A 26,981-nucleotide genomic window follows, 5' to 3' on the forward strand; every position below is an offset into this window, starting at 1 on the left:
TGGGAAGGGTAGCCCACCCGGTGCCCCGGTCCGCGTGTGTCGGGCCGGCCGCCTCCGAAGGTTCCCCTCGGTCCATCGGCGGCGAAGGTGCGTGGGCCCTTTCACCGGGAGCGGGGAAGGGCCCACGCATGCCAGGTAGATACGCTCGATGCCATGTCACCACGGCGTATCGGGGTCATGGGCGGCACTTTCGACCCCATCCACCACGGCCACCTCGTGGCGGCCAGCGAGGTACAGGCCCGGTTCGGGCTCGACGAGGTGCTCTTCGTGCCCACCGGGCAGCCGTGGCAGAAGTCCGGCCGCACGGTGACCAGGGCCGAGGACCGCTACCTCATGACGGTCATCGCCACCGCGTCCAACCCGGTGTTCTCGGTCAGCAGGGTGGACATCGACCGCGGCGGCGAGACGTACACAGTGGACACTCTGCGGGACCTGCACCAGGAGTTCCCCGGCGACGAGCTGTACTTCATCACCGGGGCCGACGCGCTGGAGCAGATCCTGACCTGGCACAACGCGGACGAGCTGTTCACCTACGCGCATTTCATCGGGGTCACCAGGCCCGGGTACCGGCTCAACGACCACCACCTGCCCAGCGGGAAGGTCAGCCTCGTCGAGGTCACCGCGATGGCGATCTCGTCCACGGCCTGCCGCGAGCGCGTGGAGAACAACGAGCCCATCTGGTACCTCGTGCCCGACGGCGTCGTGCGATACGTGGACAAGCGCCGCCTGTACCGCAAACCGGAATGAGCGCTACAGCTTCGCGGAACGTCCCCAGCCGCGGCTGATCCGCCAGCCCGCGAGCAACGCCGCTGCGGCGGCGAAGGCGAGCAGCACGGCGGAGCCGCGCCAAGCGGCTGCCGCGTCGCCTGTCGTCGCGCCGCGCAATGCCGTGACAGCCCAGTATCCGGGCGAAACGGGGGCGATCGTGGCGAGCCAGCCGGGCATCGCGCTGATCGGCACCAGCGCCCCGCCCAGGCTGCTGAGCACGAGCCCGCCGACGTCGTAACTCGCCGACAGCGCCCCATAGCTTCCGGCGAACACGCCGAGCGTCGCGCCGAGCGCGAGCAGGAGCAAGGTCCACGCCAGCAGGGAAATCACCAGCAGGGCAGGGGATGCCACTCGCATGCCGAGCACCAGCACTCCGAAAACGAGCACTACGGCCTGTTGAGCGAGCAACGCGCCGAGGGCCGGAATCCCTTTCCCGGCAAGGATTTGCGCGGGCCGCAGCGTTGTGGCGCGCAACCTGTTCCAGGTGTGCCAGACCCGTTCGTTGAGCATCGAGGCGCCGACGATGCTCATGGCCAGCAGCGAGAAGGTGATCAGCGCGCCGAGTACGGCCTGCGTGGTGCCGCCGATGGTGCCCTGCGCGGCGGTGTAGAGCGGGCGCAGGGCGAGCAGGAACGCGAGCGGCAGGATCATCCGGGACAGCAACGGCCCCGGCTCGCGCACCAGAAGCGTGGCGTTGTGCCGGATCAGGGCGGTCACCTCAGGCATCGACGGTCTCCAGGCTCCGGTAGAGGTCGTCCAGATCGGGCCGGCGCACGTCGACCGTGACCGGCATCAGCCCGGCGGCCAGCAGTGAGCCGAGGTCGGCCGGCGCGTCGGCGGTGGTGATCCGGAATTCGCCGTCGACCGTGCGCGCCCGTTCGCGCAGCGGGGCGGGCAGTTCCCGTGGTCCGTCGAACGCGACGCGCAGCTCGCCGGGCAGGTCGCGGGTGAGCTCGTGACGGGTGCCGCGCGCGACGACGCGGCCGGCGCGCGCGACGGCGAGCGTGGCGTCGAGGTCCACGAGTTCCGGCAGGTAGTGAGTGGTGTAGACGACCGCGGCCCCGGCCTCCGCGCGGGCACGGACGGCGTCGAGCAACGCGCCGCGGGTCTGCGGATCGGCGCCCGCGGTCGGCTCGTCGAGCAGGAGCAGGGGAGGGTCGCCGATCATCGCCGTGGCCGCCTGCGTACGCCTTCGCTGCCCGCCGGAGAGCAGGCCCGTCGGCGTGTCGAGGCAGTCGGACAGCTGCAGTTGCGCGGCCAGGTCCGTAATCGCCCGTTTCCCGGCTCCGGCGAGCGCGGCGAAGAGCCGCATGTTCTCTCTCACGGTCAGGCTCGGGTATAGCGCCAGTTCCTGTGGCGCGTAACCGATCTTGGCACGCGCGGCCCGCCCGGCGGAGCGCCCGCCGACGAGGACGAGCCCGGAGTCCGGCCGGACGAGGCCGGTCACCACTTCGACGAAGGTCGTTTTGCCCGCGCCGTTGTGGCCGATCAGGCCGGCGATTTCCCCCGGCTCGACGGTGAGGTCGAAACCGTCGAGCGCGAGCCGCCCGCCGTACCGCTTGCGGAGCCCTTCGACCTGGAGCACAGCCACCTCCGAAGTTGATCTACACTGTAGAGTACTCTACACTGTATACCCGTGGCTGACAGGCGGGAAGAGATTCTGGACGCGGCGGTCGCCCTCGCCGACGAACACGGGCTCGACGCGGTGTCCATGCGCGCGGTCGCGCAACGGGTCGGCGTCACGCCGATGGCGCTGTACCCGCACATCGGCGGCAAGAGCGGGCTGCGCGACGCGATGGTCGGCAGGCTGCTCGCGGGGCTGCCGCCCGCCGGTGAACCCACGGGCGGCGCGCGTTATCTGCGAGATTTCGCTCACGCCACGCGCAAGCTCGTCCTCGGCCATCCGTGGGCGGCCACGCTGTTGTTCGACCGCTCGGCGGTCACCGCGGAGGCGGTCGGCGCGGTCGACCGGATCTACCAGGCCCTGCTCGCCCTCGGGGTGCCCCCGGCGGAGATCGCCCGGCTCGAACGCCTGGTGAGCACCTTCGTCATCGGGTTCGCGGTCTCCGAAACCGGCGGCCGGTTCCAGGCGCACAACCCGCGCGGCCGTCGTGACGAGGCGTCCGGGCAAGCGCTTCCCGGGCACGAGGCGATCGCCGGGACGCTGGAAACCGAAGTCGACTGGGACGCGGAATTCGAGGCCGACCTCGACGATCTCGAGGCGATGATCCAAGCCGTCGTAGCCCGGGCGGCGGGGGCGCCAGGTACCCTCGACGAACCGAACGACGCCTATCCGTGAGGGAGCAGGAGTGGCAGCGACGTCCGAGGCCCGTGAGATGGCCAGCGTGGCCGCGCACGCGGCGGCCGACAAGAAGGCCACCGACGTCGTGGTGCTGGACGTCTCCGATCAGCTCGTCATCACCGATGCCTTCGTCATCGCCTCCGCCCCGAACGAGCGCCAGGTGGGCGCCATCGTGGACAGCGTCGAGGAAAAGCTGCGCGTGGCTGGGCACAAACCGGTGCGCCGTGAGGGCGCCCGCGAGGGCCGCTGGGTGCTGCTGGACTACGTCGACGTCGTGGTGCACGTCCAGCACGACGAGGAGCGTTCGTTCTACGGCCTGGAAAGGCTGTGGAAGGACTGCCCGCGGATAGCCGTCCCGGAGCTCGACGGCGGCGAGGAAGCCAGGTGAGTCTGGACCGCCTCGTGCTGTGGCGGCACGGGGAAACCGACTACAACGCCGCGGGGCGGATGCAGGGGCATCTCGACTCGGCGCTCACCGAGGTCGGCTGGAACCAGGCGCGGTTCGCCGTGCCGGCGCTGGCCCGGTTCGAGCCGGATCTCGTCATCGCGTCCGATCTGCGCCGGGCCACGGACACCGCGACGGTGCTGACCGAGGCGATCGGCGTGCCGCTGCGCATCGACAAACGCTTGCGGGAAACGCATCTCGGCGAGTGGCAGGGCAAGACGGGCGCCGAGGTGGACGCCGACTACCCGGGCGAGCGGGACCGCTGGCGCACCGACGCGACGTGGGCCCCGCCCGGCGGCGAGTCGCGCGTGGAGGTGGCCGAGCGGGCCGCCGGAGTGGTCGACGACCAGACCGCCTCCAACGAACCCACGGAGACGGTGCTGCTGGCCGCGCACGGCGGGCTGATCACCGCGCTGACGGCCCAGCTGCTCGCGCTGCCGGTGGCGGCCTGGCCGCAGCTGGGCGGAATCCGCAACTGCCACTGGGTGGAGCTGACCCGGCGAGACGGCGCGTGGCGGCTGAACGCCTACAACGCGGGCATGCCGGGGTGAGCCCGAGGCTGCTCGTCCTGGGCGACTCGCTGAGCTTCCACGGCCCCGAAGGCCCTTGCGCCGCCGACGAACCCCGGCTGTGGCCGAACGTCGCGGCGGCCGAACTCGGCGGCACGGCGGATCTCGTGGCGGGCATCGGCTGGACCGCCCGCGACGCGTGGTGGGCACTGACCGGCGACCCGCGGGTGTGGGCCGACCTCCACCACGTCGACGCGATCGTGCTGGCCGTCGGCAGCATGGACACGCTGCCGTCGCCGCTGCCGACGTATCTGCGCACCGGTTTGCGGTACCTGCGTCCCGACGGGCTGCGACGCGTGGCGCGCAAGGCTTATCAGGCTGCGCAGCCCCGGCTCGCGGTGGCGATGCGCGGCCGGCCCACGGTGCTGCCGCCGAAGCTGACCGTGCGCTACCTCGACGATTCGGTGGAGGCGTTGCGGGTCCTGCGGCCGGAGGTGCCGATCATCGGCATTCTGCCGAGCGTGCACCGCGCCGCGTCGTACGGCGGCGTGCACACGGCGCGCGCCGCCACCACGGCGGGGATCGAGTCCTGGGCCGAGCGGGTGAAAGTGCCGGTGCTCGATCTGTCGGCCGTGGTGGGCGAGCACGTGCTCGCCGGACGGGGAAATCCCGACGGTATGCACTGGGGCTGGGAGGGGCACGAGTCCGTCGGCAAGGCGATGGCCGCGCTGATCGGACCACTGCTGGCCCCGGACGATCCGCCGGACGCCCCGTAGGCTGGCTGGCGTGCCGGTCGCCGTCATCACCGACTCCACCGCCCATCTCCCGGAGGGCTTCGCCGAGCGGTTCGCCGTCCGGGTCGTCCCGCTGCACGTACTCATCGACGGCGCCACGGCGCTCGACGGCGTGGATGTCGGCCCGGTGGCGCTCGCCGAGGCGCTCGGCCAGCGGCGCATCGTCACCACGTCCCGGCCGACGCCGGGGGAGTTCGCCGCCGCGTTCCGCGAGGCGCTGGACGCGGGCGCGGATTCCGTCGTCTCGGTTCATCTTTCGAGCGAAATCTCGGGCACCTGGGAGTCCGCGGTGCTGGCCGCGCAGGAGGTCGGACCGGACATCGTGCGCGTGGTCGATTCCCGCACCACGGCGATGGGCCTGGGCTTCGCGGTGCTGCACGCGGCGCAGGCGGCCAGCGGGGGAGCCGCCCCGGAGGACGTGGAGCGCGCCGCCGTGTCGGCGGCGGGTTCGTCCAAGACTTTCTTCGTGGTCGAGACGCTCGAATACCTCCGGCGGGGCGGGCGGATCGGGGCGGCCGCCGCGCTGCTGGGCACGGCGCTGGCGGTGAAACCGTTGCTGCACATCGACGACGGGCGGATCGGGCCACTGGAGAAGGTCCGCACGATGAACCGCGCGATAGCCCGGATGGTCGAACTGGCCGGCGCGTCGGCGAAGGAGGAGCCGGTGGAGGTCGCCGTGCACCACCTGGCCTCGCCCGAGCGCGCGGCACAGCTGGCGAACTCTCTCGAAGAGCGGCTGACGGTGTCCGGTGGCTGCCTCGTTTCGGAACTGGGCGCGGTGATCGGCGCGCATACCGGGCCCGGGGTCGTCGGCGTGGTCGTGCAGCGGAAGCCGGACTTCTCGGGCTGATTTTCCTTTCGCCGCCGGAATTGTTCTTTCGGTGGCGCTCGGAAACTTCGTTCCCGCACGGTTTCGCGGGTTGGCGTTACGTGGCTTTTCCTTTGCTCGCAACACAAATCGCCAGTCATGACCGCGCCGGTTCCCGGGTTGCCCGGTGCCTCACGGCGACTTGTCCACACACCCCCACTTGTCCACAGCCGACCCGATTCCCCCTTTCCTCACCCGTGCCGCTCCTCGTAGCGTCGAAAACGTGTTCGAACAAACCATCCCCGAAGTCCCGGCACGTACCCGTCTCGAGCAGCTCGCGGGCCAGGCGCTCGCCGGTCAGCGCGAACCGCCGTCCGCCGGAAGGCTCGTCGAGCGCTGGGTGCCCGCCGCGCTCGCCCGAAGCCCGCTCCGCCGCAGGGTTACCGCGATAGTCGCGGCTCTCGTCGCGGTGGTCGTCCTCGTCGTCGGCTCGGTCCTCGTGCTGGGCGGCAGTCCACCCGTCGAACGCGCGCCGGTGCTCCCGGCCGCGCGGGACAAACCCGCGGCGGTCGCCGGGGCGCCGTCCAAGGTCGCGGACAGCTCGCTGGTCGTCAGCGTGGTCGGCAAGGTGCGCAAGCCGGGGCTGGTCAGTGTGCCCGGCGGTGCCCGTGTCGCGGACGCCCTAAGCGCAGCCGGAGGCCCGCTCGACGGCACGGATGTCACCTCGCTGAACCTCGCCCGCAAGCTCACCGACGGCGAGCAGCTCTATGTGGGCATCCCGGCCCCGCCGCCCGTGGCCGCGCAGGCCTCCGGTCCGGTTGGCTCGGGGGATCCCGCTGCGCCGGCCGGAAAGCTTGATTTGAACACCGCTTCGGCAGAGCAGCTCGATGCCTTGCCCGGTGTCGGCGCGGTGACGGCGAAGCGCATCATCGACTGGCGCACCCAGCATGGGTCCTTCGCCGCCGTCGACCAGCTTCAAGAGGTTGACGGAATCGGCGCCACGCGGTTCGCCAAGCTTCGTGACGAGGTGACGGTTTCGTGAGCGCGCTCCTCGCGTTTTCGATAGTCGGCTTCCGTTGTGTGTCAGCGGGATTTCCTTCGGGCCGCGACGATGGGTGCTGCTTCGGCGCTGTGTCGTCCGGCCGATGCGGCGAACGAATGCACCGCGATCGGCCGCTCGTTGCTGGGCCGCGGGTTCCCGATCGATCGCCGTGTCCGGCGGAGTCCGGCGCTTCTCGTGGTGAGGCGGCGTCATGATCGGCGAGTGGGAAACGGGGCCACGGCAGGATTTCCGGCTCGTCCCGGCCGCGCTCACGTTGTGGCTCGGTGTCTTGCTGGGGCTTCTGCTGGGGTGGTGGGCCGCGCTGGCCGCGGCGGTGGTCGCTGTTCTACTGGCGTCAGGGCTGCTTTGGCGCTGGCGAAAAGTGAAGCCTCGGTGGTTCGCCGGCGCGGCCGCGTTGCTCGTCGCCGGGTTGCTTCTCGGCGGTCCGCTGGCAGCGCGCCTGCTGGGGGCGGAACAGGATCCGTTGCGCGCCTTGGCTGCCCGTGGTGCTCCGGTGACGTTGCGGGTCACTGTGGACGAGCGGCCGAGGCCGGTGCACTCGGCCGGTTATGCCGCTCAGCAGGCGGGCACGCGCACGGTCGTCATCGCGGCGACGGTCCTGCGCGGTGAGTCTGCCGGACGTCCGGTCGCCTCGGCGGGCCGCGTGGTCCTGCTCGCGCCCTTCCCGCAGTGGGCGAAAGTGCTGCCCGGTCAGGAAGTCACGGCGAAGGGCTCGCTCGCGCCCGCCCGGGGTGCGGATCTCACGGTCAGCGCTGTGTACGTGCGAGGGCCGCCGGTCGATCCCGGTGAGGCGCCGTGGTGGCAGCGTGCGGCGGAGTCGGTCCGGGCTGCGCTTCGTGACGCTTCCTCGGTCCTGTCCTCCGATGCGGCCGGGTTGTTGCCCGGGCTGGTCGTGGGCGACACGAGCGGAGTGTCCGAACAGGTCCAGCGCGAGTTCACCGATGCCGGCCTGTCCCACCTGATGGCTGTCAGCGGCAGCAACCTCGCCGTGGTGGCCGGTGCGGTTTTGTTGCTCCTGCGGGTTTTCCGGGTCGGACCACGAATGTCCGCTTCGGTGGCGGGTCTGTCGCTGATCGGGTTCGTCGTCCTCACCGGCGGCGAGCCGAGCGTGCTGCGAGCCGGTGCCATGGGTGCCGTGGGTCTGCTCGCGCTTGCCTTGGGGCGGCAGCGATCCGTGTTACCGGCCTTGGCGACGGCGGTGTGCGTACTGGTGGCGTACGACCCGGCGATGGCCGTGAACTTCGGCTTCGCGTTGTCGGTACTGGCAACGGCCGGTCTGGTGTTGCTCGCGCCGCAGTGGGCGCGGGCGATGACGAGGCGCGGAATTCCGCCCGGCTTCGCGGAAGGGTTGGCGGTCCCGCTCGCGGCGTTCGTGGTGACCGCACCGGTCATCGCGGGGATGGCGGGCACGGTCAGCGTCGTCTCCATCGCGGCCAACGTGCTCGCTGCGCCGGTCGTGGCTCCGGCCACGGTGCTCGGTGTGGTCACGGCGGTGCTGGCGACGTTCTGGCCGGCGGCAGCGCGGCTAACGGCACACGCGGCGGGCCCGGAGGCCGAATGGTTGTTGCTCGTGGCCCGGCACGCGGCCCGGGTTCCGGGTGCGGTCGTGCCCTGGCCGAGTGGCTGGTGGGGCGGCGTGCTGGCGTTGGTGGTCGTGGCCGTACTCGCGCTCGCGGTACGGCGGCCAAGGCTGCGGATCTGGTTGGCGCTGTTGCTGGTTTGCGTCCTGTTGGTCGTCGTGCCCGCGAAGGTGATCGCGCCGGGCTGGCCCCCGGCGGGCTGGGCGTTCGTGGCGTGCGACGTAGGACAGGGCGATGCCGAAGTCCTGCCTCTCGCGGAAGCCGGGCGTGCCGTGCTCGTGGACACCGGGCCGGAACCGGGGCCTGCCGACGAATGCCTGGCGAGGCTCGGCATCGACCGGCTCCCGCTGGTGGTGCTCAGCCATCTGCACGCCGATCACATCGGAGGCCTCGACTCGGTCTTCGACGGGCGGTCGATCGGTGCGGTCGCGGTCGGGCCGGGCCGGTTGCCCGGCTGGGCCTGGCGTCAGGTGGCGGAGGTGGCGGCGCGCCACGGCGTCCCGCTGGTGGAACTGGAACTCGGCACGCGCCTGGATTGGCCGGGCCTGACCTTGGAGGTGCTCGGACCGCGATACATCAACCTGGATCCTGACGAGAACGCCGCCGACGGCACGGAAATCAACAACACGTCGCTCGTGCTTCGGGCCACCACTCCGGCGGGCCGGGTGCTGCTCACCGGTGACGTCGAGCTGCTCGCGCAAGGGGATCTGCTCGCGGATGGCGTCGATGTGCGTGCGGACGTACTGAAAGTGCCACACCACGGGTCGAGGTACTCGCTGCCGCCGTTCCTGGCGGCGGTGGGGGAGAAGCTGGCGATGATCAGCGTCGGCGCGGGCAATCCCTACGGGCACCCGAGCAAGTCCACTGTGGACACGATCGCGGCAGGCGGTGCGCTCGTCGCGCGCACGGACACCGATGGCGACGTAGCCGTCATCCCGGACAACGGAGAGCCTGCGATGGTGCGACGAGGAAAGTGAGGCCTGGCCGCGCGCTCAGGCGACTCGGGTGCGGCCGGAACCATTGGGTGGCTTCGGCCGCGCCCGGGTCGGCACAAGCACGGCGTGGAACGAGAAAGGAGTGCTGCGAACGGACTGATGCTCAGCTTTCGAGAGCCTTGCGGACCGCGTCGGCCGACGGCGGAACGGTGGCCTTCGGGCCGACCCGGCCTTCGATGGCGTCCAGCGTCTTGAGGCCGTCACCGGTGATGAGCAGGACTGTCTCGGCCTCCGGGTCGAGCTTGCCGGTCTCGATCAGCTTCTTCGCGGTGGCCACGGTGACGCCGCCGGCGGTCTCGGTGAAGATGCCCTCGGTGCGGGCCAGCAGCCGGATGCCCTCGACGACCTCTTCGTCGGACACGTCCTCGATCGCGCCGCCGGTGCGGCCGACCGTGTCGAGCACGTAGGGGCCGTCGGCCGGGTTGCCGATCGCCAGCGAGCGGGCGATCGTGTCCGGCTTGACCGGCTGCACCACGTCGTGGCCGTTGCGGAAGGCGGTGGATACCGGCGAGCACCCGGTGGCCTGCGCGCCGAAGACCTTGTATGGGGTCTCCTCGACCAGGCCGAGCTGGCCGAACTCGCGGAAGCCCTTGTCCACCTTGGTCAGCTGCGAACCCGAGGCGATCGGGACGACGATCTGTTCCGGCAACCGCCAGCCGAGCTGCTCGGCGACCTCGAAGGCGAGGGTCTTCGAGCCCTCGGAGTAGTACGGCCGGACGTTGACGTTCACGAACGCCCACGTCTCGTTCTCGGCCGCGAGCTGGGTGGCCAGCCGGTTGACGTCGTCGTAGTTGCCGTCGACCGCGATGAGGTTGCCGTCGTACACGGCGGTGGTCAGCACCTTGGCGCGCTCGAGGCTGGACGGGATCAGCACCACCGACTGCCAGCCGGCGCGGGCGGCCGCGGCGGCCACGGCGTTGGCCAGGTTGCCGGTCGAGGGGCAGGCGAGGGTGTCGAAACCGAACTCGCGGGCGGCGGCCAGCGCGACGGCGACCACGCGGTCCTTGAACGAGTGGGTGGGGTTGCCGGTGTCGTCCTTGACCCACAGGTTCTTCACGCCGAGAGCCTTGGCGAGCCGGTCGGCCTTCACCAGCCTGGTACAGCCGGGCTCGGTGTTGGGGATCTCCTCGACGTTCGAGGGCACGGGCAGGAGCTTCTTGTAGCGCCAGATGTTGTTCGGGCCCGCCTCGATGTCCTCCCGGCGGATGCGGCCGAAGTCGTAGGCGACCTCGAGCGGGGAGAAGTCCTCGGCGGAGACGAACTCGGGCGCCAGCGGCTGGCGGTGGCCCTCTTCCTTGGAGATCAGCTCGACGGCGGGGCCGAGGTCCAGCGCGCGCTTCGTGGAAGAGTTGAGGGCTGCAGTCATCGCGAGGTCCTTTCCTCATCTGTCCCGCTGACGCGGGCCGGAATTGGCACCGTGGTCGTCAGCTACCTCGCGGAATCGAGATGACAGGCTGACGCCGGTTGCCGGGGCTTCATCGGGCCGTTCCCTCTGCCCCTCTGGATGAGCTGTATTCGGTTGTCCGCTTACACGGGGTGCAATGCGTCGGTAACAAAGATACGTCACGCGGATCGGCTCACGCCATGCCCATGCGGCATTCGTCACCGTGGGAGGATCGGGGGGTGACAGCTTCCACCACCACGGCGCCGCTGCAGCTCGTTCTCGGCGAGGAGGAGCTGCTCGTCGAGCGAGCCGTACGCGCGGCGCTCGACTCGGCGCGCCAGGCCGACCCGGCCGCCGAGCTCACCCGGACGAAGGTGTCGGAACTCACCGCTCCCGCGCTGGCCGAGCTCGTCAGCCCGTCGCTGTTCAGCGAGGGGCGCGTGATCGTGCTCGAAGCAGCGCAGGACATCTCGCAGGAGCTTTCCGACGCGGTGCTGTCCTACGCCAAACAGCCTGCCGAGGGTGTGGTGCTGGTCGTCGTGCACACCGGGGGTGGCCGCAGCAAGGCCGCGAAGGCGCTGCCCGCGGCGTTGAAGAAGGCCGGGGCGCAGATCACCGAATGCCCGAAGATCACGAAGCCCGCCGAGCGGGAAGCGTTCGTACGCAACGAGATCCGGCAGGCCGGCGGGAAGATCGACCCCAGCGCGGTCGGCGCGCTGATCGACGCGGTCGGCTCCGACCTGCGTGAGCTGGCCTCGGCCTCGGCGCAGCTCGTCGCCGACGCCGGGGGCAAGGTCGACGAGCAGGCCGTCCGCCGGTATCACCGGGGCCGGGCCGACGTGACCGGGTTCGCGGTCGCCGAGCAGGCTGTCTCGGGGGACAGGGCGGCCGCGCTCGAAGCGATGCGGTGGGCCGAGCAGATCGGCGTCCCGCACGTGCTGGTTGCCGACGCGCTCGCCGACGCGGTGCGCACCATCGCGAGGGTCTCCGCGGCGGGGCGGGGCAACCCGAACCAGATGGCGGGTGAGCTGGGTATGCCGCCGTGGAAGATCCGGAAGGCGCAGGGGCAGGCGCGCGGCTGGAACGCGGCGGGCCTGAACAAGGCGATGGCCGTGGTGGCCAGGGTGAACGCCGAGGTCAAGGGTGCCGCGGCAGACCCGTCCTACGCACTGGAGAAGGCCATTCTCGACCTCGCCACCGCCCGCGAACTCCGCTGAGCCGAGCCCGCGCCGCGGCGGTTGACCTGAGCGACGGCAGATTCGCGCCGGGGAGGTGCGCTGGCGGGCTGGCCAGCGGGCAGCTCCGGGCGAGCTGCTCTGTGAGGTGCGCCGGGAGCACTGCCCGGCGGATCGCCCCGCGAGGACCACCTGGCGGAGCCCGGCGCCCCCCGCAGACCGGCCGCGGGAGGCAACCCCGTCCCACCGCCCCGGGAGGCAACCCCGGCACAACCACCCCGAGCGGGCCAGCGCCGGACCGCACGACCGCCTCGAGGGGCAACCCCACCAGCCAACCCGAGCGGGGTCAGCGCCGGACCCCACAACCGCCCCGGGAGGCGCCCCCTCCAGTCAGCGCGAGCGGGCCACCGCCGGACCTCACAACCGCCGCGAGGGGCGCCCCCTCCAGTCAGCGCGAGCGGGCCACCGCCGGACCTCACAACCGCCGCGAGAGGCGCCCCCTCCAGTCAGCGCGGACGCGGCCCAGCACCGAACCCCACAACCGCCCCGGGAGGCGACCCGCTCCGACCAGCGCGAGCGGCTCACCGCCGGACCGCAACACCGCCCCGAGAGGTAGCCCCTCCACCAGCCTGAGGGGGGCGAGCGGCGGACTTCGCGAACCGCCCCGGGAGGCGACCTCTCCGACGGGCGCGGGCGGGCCAGTGCCCGACCGCAGCACCACCCCGGGAGGCGATCCCTCCAACCAGCGCGAGCGGCTCACCGCCAGACGCAGCGCCGCCCCAAGAGGCAACCCCTCCCACCGACCCGAGCGGGCCAATGCCCGACCGCAACACCCACCCGAACGCGACGAAGGCCCGCCGCGGGTGCGGCGGGCCTTCGTGCGAAAGCGTCAGGCGTTGGAGCCACCTGCTCAAGCGAGCCGGCTGCTCAAGCCGTCGAATCGGAGGTCAGAGCGAGTTGGCCCGCTTGGCCATCGCGGACTTCTTGTTCGCGGCCTGGTTCGCGTGGATGACACCCTTGGACGCGGCCTTGTCGAGCTTCTTCGCGGCTTCCTGCTGCAGCTCGATGGCCTTCGCCTTGTCGCCGGAGTCGGCGGCCTCGCGGAACTTGCGGATGGCGGTCTTCACCGAGGACTTGATCGCCTGGTTGCGCTGGCGAGCCTTCTCGTTGGTGGTGATGCGCTTGATCTGGGACTTGATGTTGGCCACGCGGGCGCTCCTTGATCTTCCGGCTTTATTCCGTCACCGCGTTCTGCTGGCCCCGGAACCCCGGGTTTCCTCCCTGGCGGAATGCCACACGGCAACGGTCGATAAGATTACCAGCCGGGGTAAGGTCACCCTCGTAGTGCCTAGGGTTCCGTCGCCGTCCCGCCCACCGGACCCACAACCAGGGGCGGCGAGTCCGGTCCGAGCGGCACCGGCCGGGGGAGCGGGATCCCACCGGTACACCTGATCGGGACAAAAGCCTAGAGGGGCCTGGACCTTTCGCGCCCGCGAAAGGCCGGAAAGGCTCCGTGAACGGCACCGCCCTGTCCCTTGTCCTCGTCGCCGCCTTCGTGCACGCCGGCTGGAACTTCGCCGCCAAGCGCGTTCCGGACGGCGGCAGCGCCTTCGCTTTCCTCTACTACACCGTGGGCGCCGTCGTGTGCGTGCCGGTGTGCGCCGTCTCCCTGCTGATCGACCCCGTCCGTCCACAGTGGACCTGGCTGCTTGCGGCGGTGCTGACGGCCGTCTTCCACGTGCTCTACTCCGTTGTCCTGCAACGGGGTTACCAGGTCGGCGACCTGTCCGTCGTCTACCCGCTCGCCCGGGGCAGCGGCCCGCTGATCTCCGTGTGCGTCGCCGTCCTCTTCCTCGGGGAACGGCCCGGCCTCGCCGGGCTGGCCGGGGCCGTGCTCGTCGTCGGCGGGGTGCTGGTGATCAGCAGCGGAAAGGGTTCGCAGGACCGCGCGGCGCGCCGGGCGGGCGTGGTGTGGGGGCTCCTCACCGGTGCCACCATCGCGGCCTACACGATCTGGGACGACCACTCCGTCAACGCGCTCGCCGTGCCGCCGCTGGTCTACTTCACCCTCGGCACGGTGCTGCAGTCCGCGTTCCTCGCCCCCGCCGCGCGGCGCCGCGGCGACGTCGCCGAGATCTGGCGCGGGCACTGGCGCGAGGTGGTGATCGTGGGCATCTTCTCCCCGGTCGCCTACCTGCTGGTGCTCTACGCCATGCGGATGGCACCCGTGAGCCTCGTCGCCCCGGCGCGCGAGGTCAGCATCGTGCTGGGCGGGCTCGCGGCGTGGAAGCTGCTGGGCGAGGCGAACCCCGGCCGCCGGATCGCGGGCTCCCTTGTCGTGCTCGCCGGAATCGCCGCGATTGCCGCATCTTGAAGCGCAGGGTAGGTATGGCCTCATGCAGGTGTTGAGCAGCCGGGTCCTGGTGCGGCCCGCCGATGCGGAGAAGTCGACGGCGTTCTACCGGGACGTGCTGGGCCTGGCGGTCTACCGGACCTACCCCGGCGGCACCGTGTTCTTCCTCGGCCAGGGGTTCCTCGAGATCGCCGCGCACGGGGAGGCCGGCGTGCAGGGCGAGGGCCTGGCGCTCTGGATGCAGGTCCGCGACCTGGCCGAGGCGGTCGCCGAGTTGGCCACGCACGGCGTCACGCCGGACCGCGAGCCGCGCCTGGAGCCGTGGGGGCTCCGGGAGGCCTGGATCTCCGACCCCGACGGCCTGCGGATCGTGCTCGTGGAGATCCCTGCCGACCATCCATTGAGGACGGACGTGCGTGCGCAGTGACCTCGTCCGGGCCGTCGCGTGGTGGGCGGCCCTCGTGCTCACCCTCCTGCTGTTCGCCACCGTCTCCCGGCTCACGCATGGCGGCGGTCCGGACGTCGACAGGCTCGGCGTCGCGACCGTCGCTTCCTGCGACGAGTACGGGCCGGTCAGCCAGTACGGCGTGGGCACCGCGTACCGATGCACGGCGGATGTCGAATGGGCGGACGGGAAAACCGAGCAGCTCGTCTTCCCCGCCGGGCACCTGACGCCGGGCGAGCTCGACGTACCCGTCTACGCGGACGGCGGCGACGTCGGCCGCAACGACGTCGCCTGGCCGTCCGTGATCCGCCTGCCTGCGGTCCTCGTAACCGGGCTCTTAGCCCTGGTCGCCGCTGTCGGCGCGCTCTACACCACGTATCGCGCAGTCCGGCCGAACAGCGAGCCGAAGCCTGCCCCCGAGCACACTCGCGTTGCGCAGCAACGGAAAGCCGCCGCCCGGACGCAACGCGACTGGCCCCTCACCGACGCCGATCGCGCCGCCGCGCCGGTCCCGAGGATCGTCGTGCGGTTCAGGCTGCTCGCCGCGTGGTGTGTGCTGGCCGCGGTGCTCGTGTCGTTGTCGGCGATTCCGCGCTTCGGCGCCCCGCGCGAGATCCACTTCGTTTCCCCTTGGCCGCAGATCGGGGATGCCCAGCTAATCGACCTTCCGGCGACGGCCGCGGTGATCCTCGGCGCGATCGCGGCGCTGCTGCTGTATGCGATGGCCCACAGCGCGCGCGACGACGCTGCCCGGATCGCCCGTCACGGTCTTCCTTACCTGGCAAGGAATTCCTCGGCCAAAGAGATGCGCCGCGGGCTCGAGCGGCGGGAACGCCGGTACCGCCCGAATAGCGTGGTCATCGGCCTGGTGCTGCTCGGCCTGACCGTATGGGCCGTCGTCCGCGCCGCGACCGTCGCGACCGGACCGGTTGCGGTCTGGCTCGCCTGCTTCACCGACACCGTGCTCCTGGCGCTGCTCGTGCTCATCTGGCTGGCCACCCGCGAAAGCCCGCGACACCGGCTTTTACGCTTGCTCGGAACGGACTTAGAGGCGCAAGGAACCAAATCGGGCACTGCGTCGTCGTAGCGGGCATCACGGAGAGGAGATCGTGTGGCCTCGGAAGACATGGCAGCGGCCGAGCAGCGTCTGGCGGAGTACGCGCGGCGCGTGCAGCGGATTCAGCAGAGCGCCGAGCAGAGCCAGGAACAGATCAAGACTATGCGGGCGCGGGCGGTGAGCCCGGACGGCGTGGTGAGCGTCGTGCTGGCGCCCGGCGGACGGCTGGAGGACCTCAAGCTCACGCCCGAAGTCTCGCGGCTCGGGCACGACCGCCTCGCCACCTTGATCAAGCAGACGGTGCAGGCGGCCCACGCCGACGCGGCGGCGCAGACGCAGGCGGCGTTGCAGCCGCTGCTCGGGGAGTCCGACGCGATGGAGTTCCTCAAGGAACAGCTCGACACGGGACTGCGCGAGGAAGAGCCGTCTGCTCCGCCCGCGCCCGGGGACGACGACTTCGGCGGCCCGATCATGAGGAGGAACTGATGGGGGAGGGTTTCCACTCCACGCCGCAGGATCTCGCCACGCATTCGGCCACCGTGTCCGGGCTCGGCGACCGGCTGGCCAAGGCCTCGGCCACCGGTGGCGGGGTCGACGTCGGCGGCGAGACGTTCGGGATCATCGGCCAGGCCTTCACCTTCGGCGTGAAGGGGCACATCACCGAAACCGCGGGCGCGATCGCCGATCTGGCCGCCGGGTTCCGTGACTTCGGCGACGGCGTCAAGCAGGCCGGGCAGAACTACGAGGAAATCGAAGAGGACATCCGGCTGCTGCTGGCCGAGTTCAAGGTGGAGGACGCGTGAGCGTGCTGACCAACACGGACGAGCCGACGGCGGGCGCCGGGATCGTCGACACCGTCAAGGGCGCCGCCGACGACCTGAGCGACCCCGGCGACCTGACGCTCGACGGGGTCGCGCTGGGCCTCGACGTCCTCGGCCTGATCGCCAACCCGCTGGGCGGGCTCGCGAGCGCCGGGGTCGGCTGGCTGATCGAGCACCTGAGCTTCCTCAAGGAGCCGCTCGACGACCTGGCAGGCGACCCGGACAAGATCGTCGAGATCGCCGCCGTCTGGGGCGAGCAGGTGCGCCAGGAGATCGGGCAGGTCGCGACGGACTACGAGCAGGCGGTCAAGACCGAGATCAGCAGCTGGCAGGGCGACGCGGCGGACTCGTACCGCAAGGCCTCCGGCCGGATCGTCGAGCAGTTGCGGGCGCTGGAAAGCGCGTCCACCGGGGTGTCCGACGGGCTGCGGCTGTCCGGGGTGCTCGTGGCGACCACGCGCGGCATCATCCGCGACCTGATCGCGGACGTGGTCGGCGAGATCATCGTCGCGGCGGCGGCCGCGCTGGCCACCAGCTGGTGCTCGTTCGGCGCGTCGGTCGGGGCCTTCATCGGCTGGGCGGTCGCGCGCGGGGCGGCGACCGCGGCCAAGATCACCGGCAAGATCTCGAAGATGCTCATGAAGCTCGCGGTGGCGCTCAACAAGTTCGCGAAGCTCAAGGGCGCGGTGCAGGCGCTGGCGAAGGTCGCGAAGCGGATGGGCGACGTGGCGAGTTCGCTCGGCCGCACGGCCGGGCGCAACGGGCGCGCGCTGCGGGCGGTGGAAGGCCAGGCGGACACGATGAAGAACGCCGTCACCGGCCGGCTGCCGCAGGGGTTGCGGGACGTCGCCGAGAACGTGGACGGGCTGCTGTCCAAGCGCACGCGTGACGGGTTCTCCGACTCGATCAGCTGGGGAAACCTTGCCCGCACAGGGGTTTACGAGACCTCGAAGGAGACGGCGGACGCCGACGACAACTACGGCGACGCCAAGGAGGAGTCAGCGAAGGGCTCGTAGTTCGGCGGTGGTCGGCGCGAGACCTGGCGGCTGCCAGGTCCACGTCTGCAGATCGGTGAACCCGGCGGCGGTCACTTCCGCGGCCAGCGCGTGCCGAGGCACCGGCAGCCGCTTTTCGGCCGCCGACAGCAGCAGGCGGCCGCCCGGCCGGAGCACCCGCCGCAGCTCGGCGAATCCGGCCGCGCGGTCGTCCCACAGCTGGACGTTGTCCACGCTCAGCACGACATCCACCGAGCTGTCCGGTTGCCCGGTGCTCGCGACCGCTTCCGGGCCGACGGTGACGAGGTGCCGGGTCCCGGCCAGCGCCGCCAGTGCCGCGGGCCCCGGGCCGACGACGAGCACGGCCTCGCCGGGCGTGAGTCTCGCCACGTCCACCACGTGCCGTTCGGTCGGGCCGTTGCGCCGGCCCGTCACGGCGGCGCCGATCCGGCCCAGGATGCCGCGGGGCCCGCCGAACGTCCTGGCCAGCACCGCGGGGAAACTCGTCGTGCTCATACCTCCAGGTCAGCACGCGGGGCGGCGGGTGGCATCGGGGATGACCCGGAAATGTCCCCACCCCGGCATGGGAGACTGGGGCGGTACCCACGACCGAGCCGAGGAACCGAGTGACGACGTTCGCTGACACCACGTTCACGCCGCCGGAGCTGATCCGGAACTTCTGCATCATCGCGCACATCGACCACGGGAAGTCCACCCTGGCCGACCGGATGCTGCAGCTCACCGGCGTGGTCGAGGAACGGGCCATGCGCGCCCAGTACCTCGACCGGATGGACATCGAGCGCGAGCGCGGGATCACCATCAAGGCGCAGAACGTCCGGCTGCCATGGCAGCTCGACGGTCAGGACCACGTGCTGCACCTGATCGACACCCCGGGCCACGTCGACTTCACCTACGAGGTCTCGCGCGCGCTGGAGGCCTGCGAAGGCGCGATCCTGCTGGTCGACGCCGCGCAGGGGATCGAGGCACAGACGCTGGCGAACCTGTACCTGGCGCTGGACAAGGACCTGCACATCATCCCGGTGCTGAACAAGATCGACCTGCCCGCGGCCGATCCGGACAAGTACTCCGCCGAACTGGCGCACATCATCGGCTGCGAGCCGACCGACGTGCTGCGCGTTTCGGCGAAGACCGGCGAGGGCGTGCGCGAACTGCTCGACGAGGTCGTCCGCCAGGTGCCGCCGCCGGAGGGCCAGGAGGACTCCCCGGCCCGGGCGATGATCTTCGACTCGGTGTACGACACCTACCGCGGCGTGGTCACCTACATCCGGGTCGTGGACGGGAAGATCACCCCGCGCGAGCGGATCCGGATGATGTCCACCGGCGCCACCCACGAGCTGCTCGAGGTCGGCATCATTTCGCCGGAACCCAAGCCCAGCAAGGGACTCGGGGTCGGCGAGGTGGGCTATCTGATCACCGGCGTGAAGGACGTCCGCCAGTCCCGTGTCGGGGATACGGTGACGTCCGAGCGCAAGGGCGCGAAAGAACCGCTGACGGGCTACCGCGAGCCGAAGCCGATGGTCTACTCCGGGTTGTACCCGATGGACGGCTCGGACTACCCCGAGCTGCGCGAGGCGCTGGAGAAGCTGCAGCTGAACGACGCGGCGCTGACGTTCGAGCCGGAGACCTCGGTGGCGCTGGGCTTCGGTTTCCGCTGCGGGTTCCTCGGCCTGCTGCACCTGGAGATCACGCGGGACAGGCTGGAGCGCGAGTTCGGGCTGGACCTGATCTCCACCGCGCCGAACGTGGTGTACCGGGTGTTCCTCGAGGACGGCAGCGAGCATTCGGTCACCAACCCCTCGGACTGGCCGACCGGCTTCAAGATCGCCGAGGTGCACGAGCCGCTGTCCAAGGTCACCGTGATCGCCCCCTCGGAGTTCATCGGCGCGATCATGGAGCTGTGCCAGGGCAAGCGCGGCCAGCTGCTGGGCATGGACTACCTGTCCGAGGAGCGCGTCGAGCTGCGCTACCACCTGCCGCTGGCGGAGATCATCTTCGACTTCTTCGACTCGCTGAAGTCGCGCACCCGCGGCTATGCCTCGCTGGACTACGAGGAGGCGGGCGAGCAGGTCGCGGACCTGGTGAAGGTGGACATCCTGCTGCAGGGCGAGCCGGTGGACGCGTTCTCCGCGATCGTGCACAAGGACGCGGCGTTCAGCTACGGCAACAAGATGGCCACCCGGCTGCGTGAGCTGATCCCGCGCCAGCAGTTCGAGGTGCCGATCCAGGCGGCGGTCGGCTCCCGGATCATCGCCCGCGAGACGATCCGCGCGATCCGCAAGGACGTGCTCGCGAAGTGCTACGGCGGTGACATCTCGCGGAAGCGCAAGCTGCTGGAGAAGCAGAAGGAAGGCAAGAAGCGGATGAAGACCGTCGGGCGGGTCGAGGTCCCGCAGGAGGCCTTCGTCGCGGCACTGTCCACCAGCGAGCCCGCCGAGAAGGGCAAAGGCAAGAAGTAGCCCGCTTCGTCCACAGTGGACGGAGCTCAGCGCGCGTTGCCGGTGATCTTCGCCGCTTCGACGAAGACGCAGCAGCGGCGTTCGACGGCCATCACCCTGTCGTACTCGGCCCAGTCGTCGTGCGTGCCGGTGGCGGCGCGGAACACGTCGCGCAGGAGCCCCGGCAGCCCGGCGGCGTCGAAGGCCGGGTCCGGGTCGTCCGGCCCGATGAGCCGCACCGGGCCTTGTACGGAGGCCCATTCCCAGCCGCGGCGGAAAACGATGGTGGCGTTGCCGCGCTCGCGGAACAGGTCGAGCTTGCGGGCGCCGCCACGGGCCACGAACCCGATGCTCGCCCGGCCGCTCACCGGATCGTCGATCGGCCCGGCGTTGACGACCGACGCGTGCACCGTGCCGTCGGCCCTCGCGACCGCGATGGTGGCCAGGCCGTGTTCGGCGAGTGCGAGTTTCTTCACCAGTTCGAGATCAGCCATGCGCACAAGGTATTCCTGTTCCTAAGCTGAAGCCATGTTCGACGATCTGCGTTTCCCGGTGCTGGTCGCGCCGATGGCGGGTGGGCCGACCACGCCAGGGCTGGTGGCCGCGGTGACCGAAGCCGGTGGCTTCGGTTTCCTCGGGGCGGGTTACCTGCGTGCCGGCGCGCTGGCGGAGCGCATCGAGCGCACCCGCGAGCTCACGTTGAGGCAGTTCGGTGTGAACCTGTTCGTGCCCGGCGAGCCCTCCGAGGCGGATCTGTCGGACTACGTCCGGCGTGTGCGGGCGGAGGCGGAGCGCTACGGCGCCGAGCCGGGCGAGCCGCGCTGGGATGACGACGACTACCCGGCGAAGCTGGAACTCGTTGTCGAGGAACGGATTCCGTACGTCTCGTTCACCTTCGGCCTGCCCTCGGCCGAGGACGTGCACCGGCTGCACCACGCGGGCAGCAAGGTGATCGCCACGGTGACCGGCCCCGAGGAGGCCGTGCGCGCGGCGGAAATCGGGGCGGACGCGTTGTGCGTGCAGGGTTTCGAGTCGGGTGGGCACCGGGGCCTGCTGGCCGACGACCCCGGGAACCCGGCGGGTGGCCCCGCGTACGGGCTGCTCGCCGCGCTAAGGCTCGTATCGAGGCGCGTGGACCTGCCGCTGATCGCGGCCGGCGGGCTCACGCACGGAGCGGACATCGCGGCCGTGCTCACCGCGGGCGCTGTCGCGGCGCAGCTGGGCACGGCGTTCCTGCTCGCCGACGAAGCGGGCACGCAGCCGGCGCACCGGCGCGCGGTGGTGGAAGGCGGCCGCGGCACCGAATTCACCCGTGCCTTCAGCGGACGCACCGCGCGGGGCATGGTGAACCGGTTCCTCACCGAGAACTCCGCCGCGGCGCCGGCCGCCTACCCGCAGGTGCACCACCTGACGCGGCCGGTCCGCGCGGCGGCGGGCAAAGCGGGTGACCCGGAGGCGATGAACCTGTGGGCGGGCCAGACCTATGAGCTCGCCACGGAAGGCCCGGCCGCGGAGATCTTCGAGCGCCTGCGGGCCGAGGCCGAAGCCGCGATCCGCGCTGTCCACATCGGACGTTAACCGGCGGCGTCCAGCGTGGTGGTGACGCGGAGCGGCTTGCGCTTGTGCGTGACTCCGGCGGCGAAATAGGCGAACAGCTCGGCGATCTCCGCCGGGTCGTCCAGCTGCGGGCAGTGTCCCCAGTCCTCGCGCAGCACGAGCCTGCTGTGCGGGACAAGGGAATGCAGGCGCTGCCCGGACGCGGCGCTGACGAGCCTGTCCTTGCCGCAGGCGATCACGAGCAGCGGGACCTGGAGGCGGTCCAGGCCCTCGTAGGCTCCGGCGAGTTCGTCCACCAGGTGCCGGGCCTGCTCCAGCCGGGTGGTGGCGGAGCGGTAGTCCGGGAACAGGCTGGTGAACCGGCCGACGTGCTCGGCCGCCGCGATCGCCCGGTCGGCGTAGAGCAGCCTGGGTACCACGTAACCGGCGATGGACCGGACCAGGAAACCGGGGACCGGCAACGGAAGCGAAGCCGCCAGGCGCAGCGGCAGTGGGTACATCCCCACCGCGCGCACCAGCCAGGTATCGGCGAAACCCGGCGCCGCCACGGAAATCACGCCCGCGATCGGATGCCGTGCACCGCTGGCGGCGCGCAGGCTCATGGTGCCGCCCAAGGAGTTCCCGGCCAGCACGACCTTGCCGTACCTGGCCTGTTCCGCCAGCAGCGCGTCGACGAACCTGTCCAGCTGCGGCAGCATCGGGCCGGAATTCAGCTCCTCGGCGTCACCGAAACCGGGAAGGTCGACCGCGATCGCGGAGATACCCGCTTCGGCGAGCTCCGCGAGCGCGGGGCGCCAGGTGTCGGCGCTGTCGCAGTATCCGTGCAGCAGCACGAGTCTGGCCGTTCCCCGCTTCGGTTTCCGGGGGCCGACTTCCAGAACTCGCGTGCGGACGCCGGCATAGCTTCGCCTGCCGGCCCGGACGAGGTCCGGGCCGGCGGCCGGAGCCCCCGGGGCCGCCGTCTCCCGCTGCGGTGCGGTCATGACTCCAGATTAGCGAGCAAATCTCGCTTTAGCCCGCGATCACGTGGATCACAAACGTGTCTCGGGGTGGTGTCGGATCCGCGTCCGCGCAGGTAGAGGGCGGTTTTCACCGGTTAGCGAGTGAAAACGATTTTTCCGGCGGTCGCTCCGTCCAGCATGGACTGGAAGCCCTGTTCCGCCTCGCTGAACGGCAGTTCGGCCCCGATCTGCGGCCGGATCCCGGCCAGATCGAGGTAGCTGAGCAGATCCGCCAGCTCGTCCCGCGTGCCCATAGTGGACCCGAGCACGCGCAGCTGGAGGAAGAACACCCGCTGCAGGTCGGCGCTGGGGTCGGGGCCACTGGTCGAACCGGACACCACGACGACGCCGCCGGGTTTGAGCGACTTGAGCGAGTGCCCCCACGTGGCCTTGCCCACGGTCTCGAAGACACCGTCGACACGCTCCGGCAGCCGCGCGCCGGACTCGAAGGACTGGTGCGCGCCCAGCTGCTCCGCCAGCGCCCGCTTTTCCTCGGTGCGGCCGGTCACCCAGACCCGCAGCCCGGCAGCGCGGCCCAGCTGCACGAGCGCCGTCGACACGCCGCCGGACGCGCCCTGCACGAGCATCGTCTGGCCGGGCTTGAGCCCGGACTTGACGAACAGCATGCGGTAAGCGGTCAGCCACGCGGTGCCCATGGTCGCGGCTTCGGCGAACGACAGGCCCGCGGGCTTGGGGACGGCGTTGCGCTTCGGGACGATCACGTAGTCGGCGAAGGTGCCCTGGTGTTTCTCGGTGAGCAGGGTGCGCTTCGGGTCCAAAGTGTCGTCGCCCTGCCAGCCGGGCGCGTTGACCACCGAGTGCAGCACGACCTCGGTGCCGTCGTCGAGCACCCCGGCGCCGTCGCAGCCGAGGATCATCGGGAACTGGTCGGGCTTGATCCCGACTCCGCGCAGGGTCCAGATGTCGTGCATGTTCAGGCTGGCGGCTTTGACAGCGACGCGCACCCAGCCCTCCGGGACCGACGGCTCGGGCCGCTCGCCCACGACGAGCGAGTCCAGCGGCTTTTCCTGGTTGGGTTCTTTGGCGTAGACGGCGAACATGCCAGCAACGTACCCGCCGGGCCGGGCGCGTACTGTGTGACTTGTGTTTGCGGGACTGGCGAACTGGTGGGACAACGCGGAGCTGTGGCTCGCGCAGTTGTGGTTCCCGCTGCAGTTCGTGCTGGTCATCGCCGTGCTCGGGCCGCTGTGTCTCGGCGTGGCCTGGCTGATCGACCGCATCGTGGACAGGGTCGCGGCGTGGTTCGGCCCCTCCCGTGACGAGGACTGTCCGCCGCGGGCCTGAGGGTGGGTGTGGTGCGGGCCGTCGCTGACGAGTCTTTAAGGTTGCCGGGTGTCAAGCAGAAGGCGCATCACCGTCGCACTGGCCGGGCTCATCGTGCTCGTCCTGGGCGGCTGGCTGGTCAAGGACCTCAGCGGCGGTGAGCAGAGCACCCAGTCCGGGACGCGGACCGAGGCGTTGTCGCAGCTGCCGGCCGAAGCGGCCGGCACGTGGCGGCTGATCCAGCGCGGCGGGCCGTTCCCGTATCCCCGCAACGACGGGGTGGTGTTCGAAAACCGGGAGAAACGCCTGCCCCAGAAGCAGAGCGGTTACTACCATGAGTACACGGTGCCCACGCCGGGCAGCGCGGACCGCGGTGCGCGCCGGCTCATCACCGGCGGGTCACGGGAGCTGTACTACACCGGTGACCATTACGCGTCCTTCGTCGTCGTCGATCCCACGAAGTAGCAAGTTGAAGGCCATGACCACGAACTCGAAGACCCTCGCGGACCAGGCCCGCGCGCGCGGCGCCCACTCGCACCTGATGGCCGGGCGGCCGGCGGACAAGCTGTCCACTATGGACGCCATCGCGGCGGCGCTTTCGTTCCCCGACTACTTCGGCCGGAACCTGGACGCGCTCTACGACTGCCTCACCGACCTGTCCTGGCTGCCGAGCGGGGAGCACGTGCTCATCTGGACGGGTTCGGACACCCTGAAGGACGCGGACCCCAAGGCGTACCTGGCGATCCGCAGCGTGCTCTCCGACGCGGAGCGAGCGCTCGCGCCAGGCGGCGACCGTGCGGACAGCCGCCGCCTGACGGTGGCGCTCAGCGACGAATAGCGGTCAGTCCGCCGGAACCCAGTTGGGCTTGCGCTTCTGGGCGAAGGCCGTGATGCCCTCCTGGCCCTCTTCGCTCGCGAAGAAGCGGGCGGACAGCGCGTTCATCGCGGCGAAACCCGCCGAGGGGGTGGGCTGCCGCGGGCTGGCCAGCAGCTCCTTGGTGGCGGCGAGAGCCGTCGGCCCGCCGAGGGTGAGGGATCGCACGTAGCGCTGCACCTCGTCGTCGAGCTTCTCGGCGTCCACGGCGGCGGTGATCAGGCCGATCTCGGCGGCCCGGTCCGCGCCGAACACCTCGCCGGTGAGCAACAGCTCCTGCGCCGCGCGCGGTGCGATGCGGGGCAGCACGACGAGCGAGATGACAGCCGGCACAACGCCGATCCGCACCTCGGTGAAGGCGAAGGTGGCCTCGCGCGCGGCGACCACGATGTCGGAGGCGGCGACCATCCCGACCCCGCCCGCGCGGGCGGGCCCGGTCAGCCGGGTGACCACCGGTTTCGGGCTGGTCCAGATCTGGTCGAGGATCTCGGGGAACTCGTTCACGCCCTGATCCTCGGAGCCGGCGCCGCGGGCCTCCTTGAGGTCCATGCCCGAGCAGAACACCTGGCCGGTGTGGGTGAGCACGATGACGCGGACCGCCTCGTCGTCCTTGGCCCTCGCCAGGCAAGCGCGCAGCTCGCGGCGCAGCTGGGCGGACAGCGCGTTGCGGTTGTGCGGCGAGTCGAGCGTGATCGTCGCCGCGCCACTCGCCACTGAGTAGTGCACCAGTTCGTCGGTCATGCCCGGCACCTTGCCACATTTTCGCCCGCCCGTGCGCGTGAGATCGGCGGCACCGCCGGCGTGGGAGTCCGAAGTGGACGGTTCAGCCAGTGAGCCGGGTGAGGTCGAGCTCGGTGGGGAAGGGTTCGCGGGTGGTGAACGTGGTGGTGGCCGCCGGGGCGTCCTGGTAGCCGAATTCTCCGGCGAGGTGGCAGGCGACCAACGAGATCGGGGCCTCGAGATCGACGATCCAGTAGTGCGGGATCCCGGCATCCGCATACTCGTCGTGCTTGACGACGGTGTCCATCCGCTTCGAACTCGGCGACACGATCTCGACGACGATCAGGATCTCGCTCGCCCGGAGCATGGTGCCGTCGCGCTCCACCCGCTCCAGGCCACGCCGCTCGACGACGACGAGATCGGGGCGGCGGGAGAAGCCGGGGGCATCGGGTGGAGCGAGTTCCAGGTCGATGTCGACTCGCTGAATTACCACATACGCGGCAGGCACCTGCGCCGTGAGCTGTGCGCAGAACAGCATCGAAGCGATGTTGCGCGCGGGCTGCACGCTGGGAGACCGCAACAGACGGCCCGCCTGGAGCTCGGTGTAGCCGCGCTGGGTCTCGCCGAGCGCCGTGTATTCCGCGATCGTCAGCGGGCTGCGCGGCGTGACCATGACGCCCAGTCTCGCAAACCCGACCCGCGGCGCTGCGCGTCAGTTCTGCCTTGGCAGGAGTTCCTCGGCGAAGCGGTCCGCGAACTCGTCGAACGGGCCGTTTCCGCGGTGGTACACGACGAACTTCGTCAGCCCCGCTTCGAGATACCCGTCGAGGAGCCGGTGCAGGTCCGCCCAGCTGCCTGCCACCAGGTCGGCCGGGTCGAGGTCCGGGCGGCGTTCGCGCAGCGCGGCGGCCAGGCGCGGTGGGATGCCGCCTTCGGTGAGCATCAGGCTGATCCCGTAGTGGTCCGCCTCGATCTCACGGCCCGCCTCGGCCGCGGCGGCCTCGATCGTCTCGCGGGCGTGGCGCGCTTCGCCGGGGGTGAGGAAGCTGCCGAGCCAGCCGTCGGCGTAGCGACCGATCCGCCGCAGCGCCGCGGGCGCCTGCCCGCCGAGCCAGATGTCCAACGGCGCGGCCGGAAGCGGCCCCACGCGCACGTTCTCCAGCTTGTAGAACTCGCCCGCGAAATCCGCGCCTTCCCGCGTCAACGCCGAACGCAGCAACCGCAGGGACTCGTCGAAAATCGCGGCGCGGCGGCCGTCCGGGACCTCGAACAGATCGCGCTCCGGCCGTTGCGCGGGCCGCAAACCGAACACCGGCAGGACCCGCTTCGGGGCCAGCGCCGCCAGCGAAGCGAGCTGCTTCGCCACTAGCACGGGATGCCGCCCCGGCAGCACGGCCACGGACGTGCCCACCTTCAGCCGCCGCGTACGCGCGAGCGCGTGGGCCATGCCGATGAACGGGTCCACCGCGTCCGAGTACACGTGCTCGGACAGCCACAGCGAGTCCACGCCGGAAGCCTCGAGCCTGTCCACGATCGCGGGGAACGCCGAAGGTTCGGTCTCCGCCCCGAGACCCACGCCGATGCGGATTTTCATA

31 protein-coding genes and 1 riboswitch are annotated in these 26,981 nt (G+C 70.8%); of the genes, 20 read left to right on the plus strand and 11 right to left on the minus strand.

From position 1 onward, the window contains the following. The first annotated feature begins 153 nt into the window (after window positions 1–153). Window positions 154–747 carry a nicotinate-nucleotide adenylyltransferase gene (gene nadD, locus FPZ12_RS22360; protein ID WP_144747478.1) on the plus strand — a complete coding sequence of 198 codons (594 nt, stop codon included), beginning with the start codon at window positions 154–156 and terminating at the stop codon, window positions 745–747. A 3-nt stretch (window positions 748–750) separates the two neighbouring features. Here the strand turns inward: nadD and FPZ12_RS22365 are convergent, their stop codons facing one another. Further along, window positions 751–1,494, minus strand: a complete 744-nt coding sequence (locus tag FPZ12_RS22365) for an ABC transporter permease (RefSeq protein ID WP_144747477.1) — start codon at window positions 1,492–1,494, stop codon at window positions 751–753. Further along, window positions 1,487–2,359, minus strand: coding sequence for an ABC transporter ATP-binding protein (locus tag FPZ12_RS22370; protein WP_243769972.1), 873 nt, complete (start codon window positions 2,357–2,359; stop codon window positions 1,487–1,489). Before FPZ12_RS22370 ends, FPZ12_RS22365 begins: the two co-directional genes overlap by 8 nt. A gap of 45 nt (window positions 2,360–2,404) precedes the next feature. On the opposite strand from FPZ12_RS22370, the gene FPZ12_RS22375 reads away from it, so the two are divergent. From FPZ12_RS22375 to FPZ12_RS22405, 7 genes are all read left to right on the plus strand, one after another. Next, on the plus strand, window positions 2,405–3,067 hold the full coding sequence (locus FPZ12_RS22375; RefSeq protein ID WP_144747476.1) for a TetR/AcrR family transcriptional regulator: 663 nt from the start codon (window positions 2,405–2,407) through the stop codon (window positions 3,065–3,067). Between the two features lie 10 nt (window positions 3,068–3,077). Further along, entirely contained in the window at window positions 3,078–3,458 is a 381-nt protein-coding gene (gene rsfS / locus FPZ12_RS22380) for a ribosome silencing factor (RefSeq protein ID WP_144747475.1), read from the plus strand. Beyond that, window positions 3,455–4,066: a histidine phosphatase family protein gene (locus tag FPZ12_RS22385; protein WP_144747474.1), complete on the plus strand. Its 612-nt coding sequence runs from the start codon at window positions 3,455–3,457 to the stop codon at window positions 4,064–4,066. Before rsfS ends, FPZ12_RS22385 begins: the two co-directional genes overlap by 4 nt. Next, a complete protein-coding gene (gene octT, locus FPZ12_RS22390) occupies window positions 4,063–4,800 on the plus strand; it encodes a diglucosylglycerate octanoyltransferase (protein WP_144747473.1) in 738 nt (245 codons plus the stop codon). Before FPZ12_RS22385 ends, octT begins: the two co-directional genes overlap by 4 nt. Before the next feature lie 10 nt (window positions 4,801–4,810). Next, window positions 4,811–5,668, plus strand: a complete 858-nt coding sequence (locus FPZ12_RS22395; RefSeq protein WP_144747472.1) for a DegV family protein — start codon at window positions 4,811–4,813, stop codon at window positions 5,666–5,668. A 241-nt stretch (window positions 5,669–5,909) separates the two neighbouring features. Next, on the plus strand, window positions 5,910–6,668 hold the full coding sequence (locus FPZ12_RS22400; RefSeq protein ID WP_144747471.1) for a ComEA family DNA-binding protein: 759 nt from the start codon (window positions 5,910–5,912) through the stop codon (window positions 6,666–6,668). Window positions 6,669–6,879: 211 nt separating this feature from the next. Continuing rightward, window positions 6,880–9,246 carry a ComEC/Rec2 family competence protein gene (locus FPZ12_RS22405; protein WP_144747470.1) on the plus strand — a complete coding sequence of 789 codons (2,367 nt, stop codon included), beginning with the start codon at window positions 6,880–6,882 and terminating at the stop codon, window positions 9,244–9,246. 121 nt (window positions 9,247–9,367) lie between these two features. Here FPZ12_RS22405 and thrC read toward each other — a convergent pair whose 3' ends face one another. Next, entirely contained in the window at window positions 9,368–10,630 is a 1,263-nt protein-coding gene (gene thrC / locus FPZ12_RS22410; RefSeq protein WP_144747469.1) for a threonine synthase, read from the minus strand. Window positions 10,631–10,642: 12 nt separating this feature from the next. Next, window positions 10,643–10,775, minus strand: a riboswitch (SAM riboswitch). Between the two features lie 79 nt (window positions 10,776–10,854). On the opposite strand from thrC, the gene holA reads away from it, so the two are divergent. Continuing rightward, the gene (holA, locus tag FPZ12_RS22415) at window positions 10,855–11,865 is read left to right on the plus strand and encodes a DNA polymerase III subunit delta (protein WP_166462864.1); all 1,011 of its coding nucleotides are present in this window, start codon (window positions 10,855–10,857) and stop codon (window positions 11,863–11,865) included. Window positions 11,866–12,770: 905 nt separating this feature from the next. Here holA and rpsT read toward each other — a convergent pair. Next, on the minus strand, window positions 12,771–13,031 hold the full coding sequence (gene rpsT / locus FPZ12_RS22420) for a 30S ribosomal protein S20 (RefSeq protein ID WP_144747467.1): 261 nt from the start codon (window positions 13,029–13,031) through the stop codon (window positions 12,771–12,773). Window positions 13,032–13,336: 305 nt separating this feature from the next. On the opposite strand from rpsT, the gene FPZ12_RS22425 reads away from it, so the two are divergent. From FPZ12_RS22425 to FPZ12_RS22450, 6 genes are read left to right on the plus strand one after another with little or no spacing between them, the layout of a single operon-like run. Then, the gene (locus tag FPZ12_RS22425; protein WP_144747466.1) at window positions 13,337–14,197 is read left to right on the plus strand and encodes an EamA family transporter; all 861 of its coding nucleotides are present in this window, start codon (window positions 13,337–13,339) and stop codon (window positions 14,195–14,197) included. A 22-nt stretch (window positions 14,198–14,219) separates the two neighbouring features. Further along, window positions 14,220–14,603, plus strand: a complete 384-nt coding sequence (locus tag FPZ12_RS22430; protein WP_144747465.1) for a VOC family protein — start codon at window positions 14,220–14,222, stop codon at window positions 14,601–14,603. Next, window positions 14,593–15,708 (plus strand): DUF6346 domain-containing protein, encoded by a 1,116-nt coding sequence (locus tag FPZ12_RS22435; RefSeq protein ID WP_144747464.1) that lies wholly within the window; start codon window positions 14,593–14,595, stop codon window positions 15,706–15,708. The genes FPZ12_RS22430 and FPZ12_RS22435 overlap by 11 nt, the downstream gene beginning before the upstream one ends. A gap of 24 nt (window positions 15,709–15,732) precedes the next feature. Beyond that, window positions 15,733–16,164 (plus strand): YbaB/EbfC family nucleoid-associated protein, encoded by a 432-nt coding sequence (locus FPZ12_RS22440; RefSeq protein ID WP_144747463.1) that lies wholly within the window; start codon window positions 15,733–15,735, stop codon window positions 16,162–16,164. Then, window positions 16,164–16,481 (plus strand): type VII secretion target, encoded by a 318-nt coding sequence (locus FPZ12_RS22445; RefSeq protein WP_144747462.1) that lies wholly within the window; start codon window positions 16,164–16,166, stop codon window positions 16,479–16,481. Before FPZ12_RS22440 ends, FPZ12_RS22445 begins: the two co-directional genes overlap by 1 nt. Continuing rightward, the gene (locus FPZ12_RS22450; RefSeq protein WP_144747461.1) at window positions 16,478–17,515 is read left to right on the plus strand and encodes a WXG100 family type VII secretion target; all 1,038 of its coding nucleotides are present in this window, start codon (window positions 16,478–16,480) and stop codon (window positions 17,513–17,515) included. Before FPZ12_RS22445 ends, FPZ12_RS22450 begins: the two co-directional genes overlap by 4 nt. On the opposite strand, the gene FPZ12_RS22455 is transcribed toward FPZ12_RS22450, so the two are convergent. Next, window positions 17,498–18,010: a class I SAM-dependent methyltransferase gene (locus tag FPZ12_RS22455; protein ID WP_144747460.1), complete on the minus strand. Its 513-nt coding sequence runs from the start codon at window positions 18,008–18,010 to the stop codon at window positions 17,498–17,500. The genes FPZ12_RS22450 and FPZ12_RS22455 overlap by 18 nt on opposite strands. 110 nt (window positions 18,011–18,120) lie before the next feature. Between FPZ12_RS22455 and lepA the strand changes: the two genes are divergently transcribed. Further along, window positions 18,121–19,971, plus strand: coding sequence for a translation elongation factor 4 (lepA, locus tag FPZ12_RS22460; protein WP_144747459.1), 1,851 nt, complete (start codon window positions 18,121–18,123; stop codon window positions 19,969–19,971). A 26-nt stretch (window positions 19,972–19,997) separates the two neighbouring features. On the opposite strand, the gene FPZ12_RS22465 is transcribed toward lepA, so the two are convergent. Continuing rightward, window positions 19,998–20,444 (minus strand): pyridoxamine 5'-phosphate oxidase family protein, encoded by a 447-nt coding sequence (locus FPZ12_RS22465; protein ID WP_144747458.1) that lies wholly within the window; start codon window positions 20,442–20,444, stop codon window positions 19,998–20,000. Window positions 20,445–20,478: 34 nt separating this feature from the next. On the opposite strand from FPZ12_RS22465, the gene FPZ12_RS22470 reads away from it, so the two are divergent. Further along, on the plus strand, window positions 20,479–21,528 hold the full coding sequence (locus tag FPZ12_RS22470; protein ID WP_144747457.1) for a nitronate monooxygenase: 1,050 nt from the start codon (window positions 20,479–20,481) through the stop codon (window positions 21,526–21,528). Here FPZ12_RS22470 and FPZ12_RS22475 read toward each other — a convergent pair. Then, on the minus strand, window positions 21,525–22,490 hold the full coding sequence (locus FPZ12_RS22475; RefSeq protein WP_144747456.1) for an alpha/beta fold hydrolase: 966 nt from the start codon (window positions 22,488–22,490) through the stop codon (window positions 21,525–21,527). The genes FPZ12_RS22470 and FPZ12_RS22475 overlap by 4 nt on opposite strands. 113 nt (window positions 22,491–22,603) lie before the next feature. Then, window positions 22,604–23,569 (minus strand): quinone oxidoreductase family protein, encoded by a 966-nt coding sequence (locus FPZ12_RS22480; protein ID WP_144747455.1) that lies wholly within the window; start codon window positions 23,567–23,569, stop codon window positions 22,604–22,606. A gap of 43 nt (window positions 23,570–23,612) precedes the next feature. On the opposite strand from FPZ12_RS22480, the gene FPZ12_RS22485 reads away from it, so the two are divergent. Genes FPZ12_RS22485 through FPZ12_RS22495 form a run of 3 tightly spaced genes read left to right on the plus strand, consistent with a single transcriptional unit; the run spans window position 23,613 to window position 24,630 of the window. Next, window positions 23,613–23,813 carry a hypothetical protein gene (locus FPZ12_RS22485; protein WP_144747454.1) on the plus strand — a complete coding sequence of 67 codons (201 nt, stop codon included), beginning with the start codon at window positions 23,613–23,615 and terminating at the stop codon, window positions 23,811–23,813. Window positions 23,814–23,861: 48 nt separating this feature from the next. Beyond that, window positions 23,862–24,257: a guanyl-specific ribonuclease gene (locus tag FPZ12_RS22490; protein ID WP_144747453.1), complete on the plus strand. Its 396-nt coding sequence runs from the start codon at window positions 23,862–23,864 to the stop codon at window positions 24,255–24,257. Window positions 24,258–24,270: 13 nt separating this feature from the next. Then, window positions 24,271–24,630: a barstar family protein gene (locus FPZ12_RS22495; protein ID WP_144747452.1), complete on the plus strand. Its 360-nt coding sequence runs from the start codon at window positions 24,271–24,273 to the stop codon at window positions 24,628–24,630. A 3-nt stretch (window positions 24,631–24,633) separates the two neighbouring features. On the opposite strand, the gene FPZ12_RS22500 is transcribed toward FPZ12_RS22495, so the two are convergent. The 3 genes from FPZ12_RS22500 to FPZ12_RS22510 form a co-directional block, all read right to left on the minus strand. Then, window positions 24,634–25,407, minus strand: coding sequence for an enoyl-CoA hydratase family protein (locus tag FPZ12_RS22500; RefSeq protein WP_144747451.1), 774 nt, complete (start codon window positions 25,405–25,407; stop codon window positions 24,634–24,636). A gap of 82 nt (window positions 25,408–25,489) precedes the next feature. Next, complete coding sequence (locus tag FPZ12_RS22505; protein WP_144747450.1) at window positions 25,490–26,059, minus strand: Uma2 family endonuclease; 570 nt, start codon at window positions 26,057–26,059, stop codon at window positions 25,490–25,492. Window positions 26,060–26,098: 39 nt separating this feature from the next. Continuing rightward, window positions 26,099–26,980: a TIGR03854 family LLM class F420-dependent oxidoreductase gene (locus FPZ12_RS22510; protein WP_144747449.1), complete on the minus strand. Its 882-nt coding sequence runs from the start codon at window positions 26,978–26,980 to the stop codon at window positions 26,099–26,101. Window position 26,981: the final 1 nt, after the last annotated feature.

This window comes from Amycolatopsis acidicola, assembly GCF_007713735.2.
Classification (GTDB): domain Bacteria; phylum Actinomycetota; class Actinomycetes; order Mycobacteriales; family Pseudonocardiaceae; genus Amycolatopsis_E; species Amycolatopsis_E acidicola.

Coding starts and splice junctions, on each gene's coding strand:
- nadD (WP_144747478.1), top strand. CDS start 154: ATGTCACCACGGCGTATCGGGGTCATGGGCGGCACTTTCGACCCCATC.
- FPZ12_RS22470 (WP_144747457.1), top strand. CDS start 20,479: ATGTTCGACGATCTGCGTTTCCCGGTGCTGGTCGCGCCGATGGCGGGT.
- FPZ12_RS22500 (WP_144747451.1), bottom strand. CDS start 25,407: ATGACCGACGAACTGGTGCACTACTCAGTGGCGAGTGGCGCGGCGACG.
- FPZ12_RS22445 (WP_144747462.1), top strand. CDS start 16,164: ATGGGGGAGGGTTTCCACTCCACGCCGCAGGATCTCGCCACGCATTCG.
- FPZ12_RS22510 (WP_144747449.1), bottom strand. CDS start 26,980: ATGAAAATCCGCATCGGCGTGGGTCTCGGGGCGGAGACCGAACCTTCG.
- thrC (WP_144747469.1), bottom strand. CDS start 10,630: ATGACTGCAGCCCTCAACTCTTCCACGAAGCGCGCGCTGGACCTCGGC.
- FPZ12_RS22405 (WP_144747470.1), top strand. CDS start 6,880: ATGATCGGCGAGTGGGAAACGGGGCCACGGCAGGATTTCCGGCTCGTC.
- FPZ12_RS22430 (WP_144747465.1), top strand. CDS start 14,220: ATGCAGGTGTTGAGCAGCCGGGTCCTGGTGCGGCCCGCCGATGCGGAG.
- FPZ12_RS22480 (WP_144747455.1), bottom strand. CDS start 23,569: ATGTTCGCCGTCTACGCCAAAGAACCCAACCAGGAAAAGCCGCTGGAC.
- FPZ12_RS22455 (WP_144747460.1), bottom strand. CDS start 18,010: ATGAGCACGACGAGTTTCCCCGCGGTGCTGGCCAGGACGTTCGGCGGG.
- FPZ12_RS22505 (WP_144747450.1), bottom strand. CDS start 26,059: ATGGTCACGCCGCGCAGCCCGCTGACGATCGCGGAATACACGGCGCTC.
- FPZ12_RS22475 (WP_144747456.1), bottom strand. CDS start 22,490: ATGACCGCACCGCAGCGGGAGACGGCGGCCCCGGGGGCTCCGGCCGCC.
- FPZ12_RS22495 (WP_144747452.1), top strand. CDS start 24,271: ATGACCACGAACTCGAAGACCCTCGCGGACCAGGCCCGCGCGCGCGGC.
- holA (WP_166462864.1), top strand. CDS start 10,855: ATGCGGCATTCGTCACCGTGGGAGGATCGGGGGGTGACAGCTTCCACC.
- FPZ12_RS22365 (WP_144747477.1), bottom strand. CDS start 1,494: ATGCCTGAGGTGACCGCCCTGATCCGGCACAACGCCACGCTTCTGGTG.
- FPZ12_RS22465 (WP_144747458.1), bottom strand. CDS start 20,444: ATGGCTGATCTCGAACTGGTGAAGAAACTCGCACTCGCCGAACACGGC.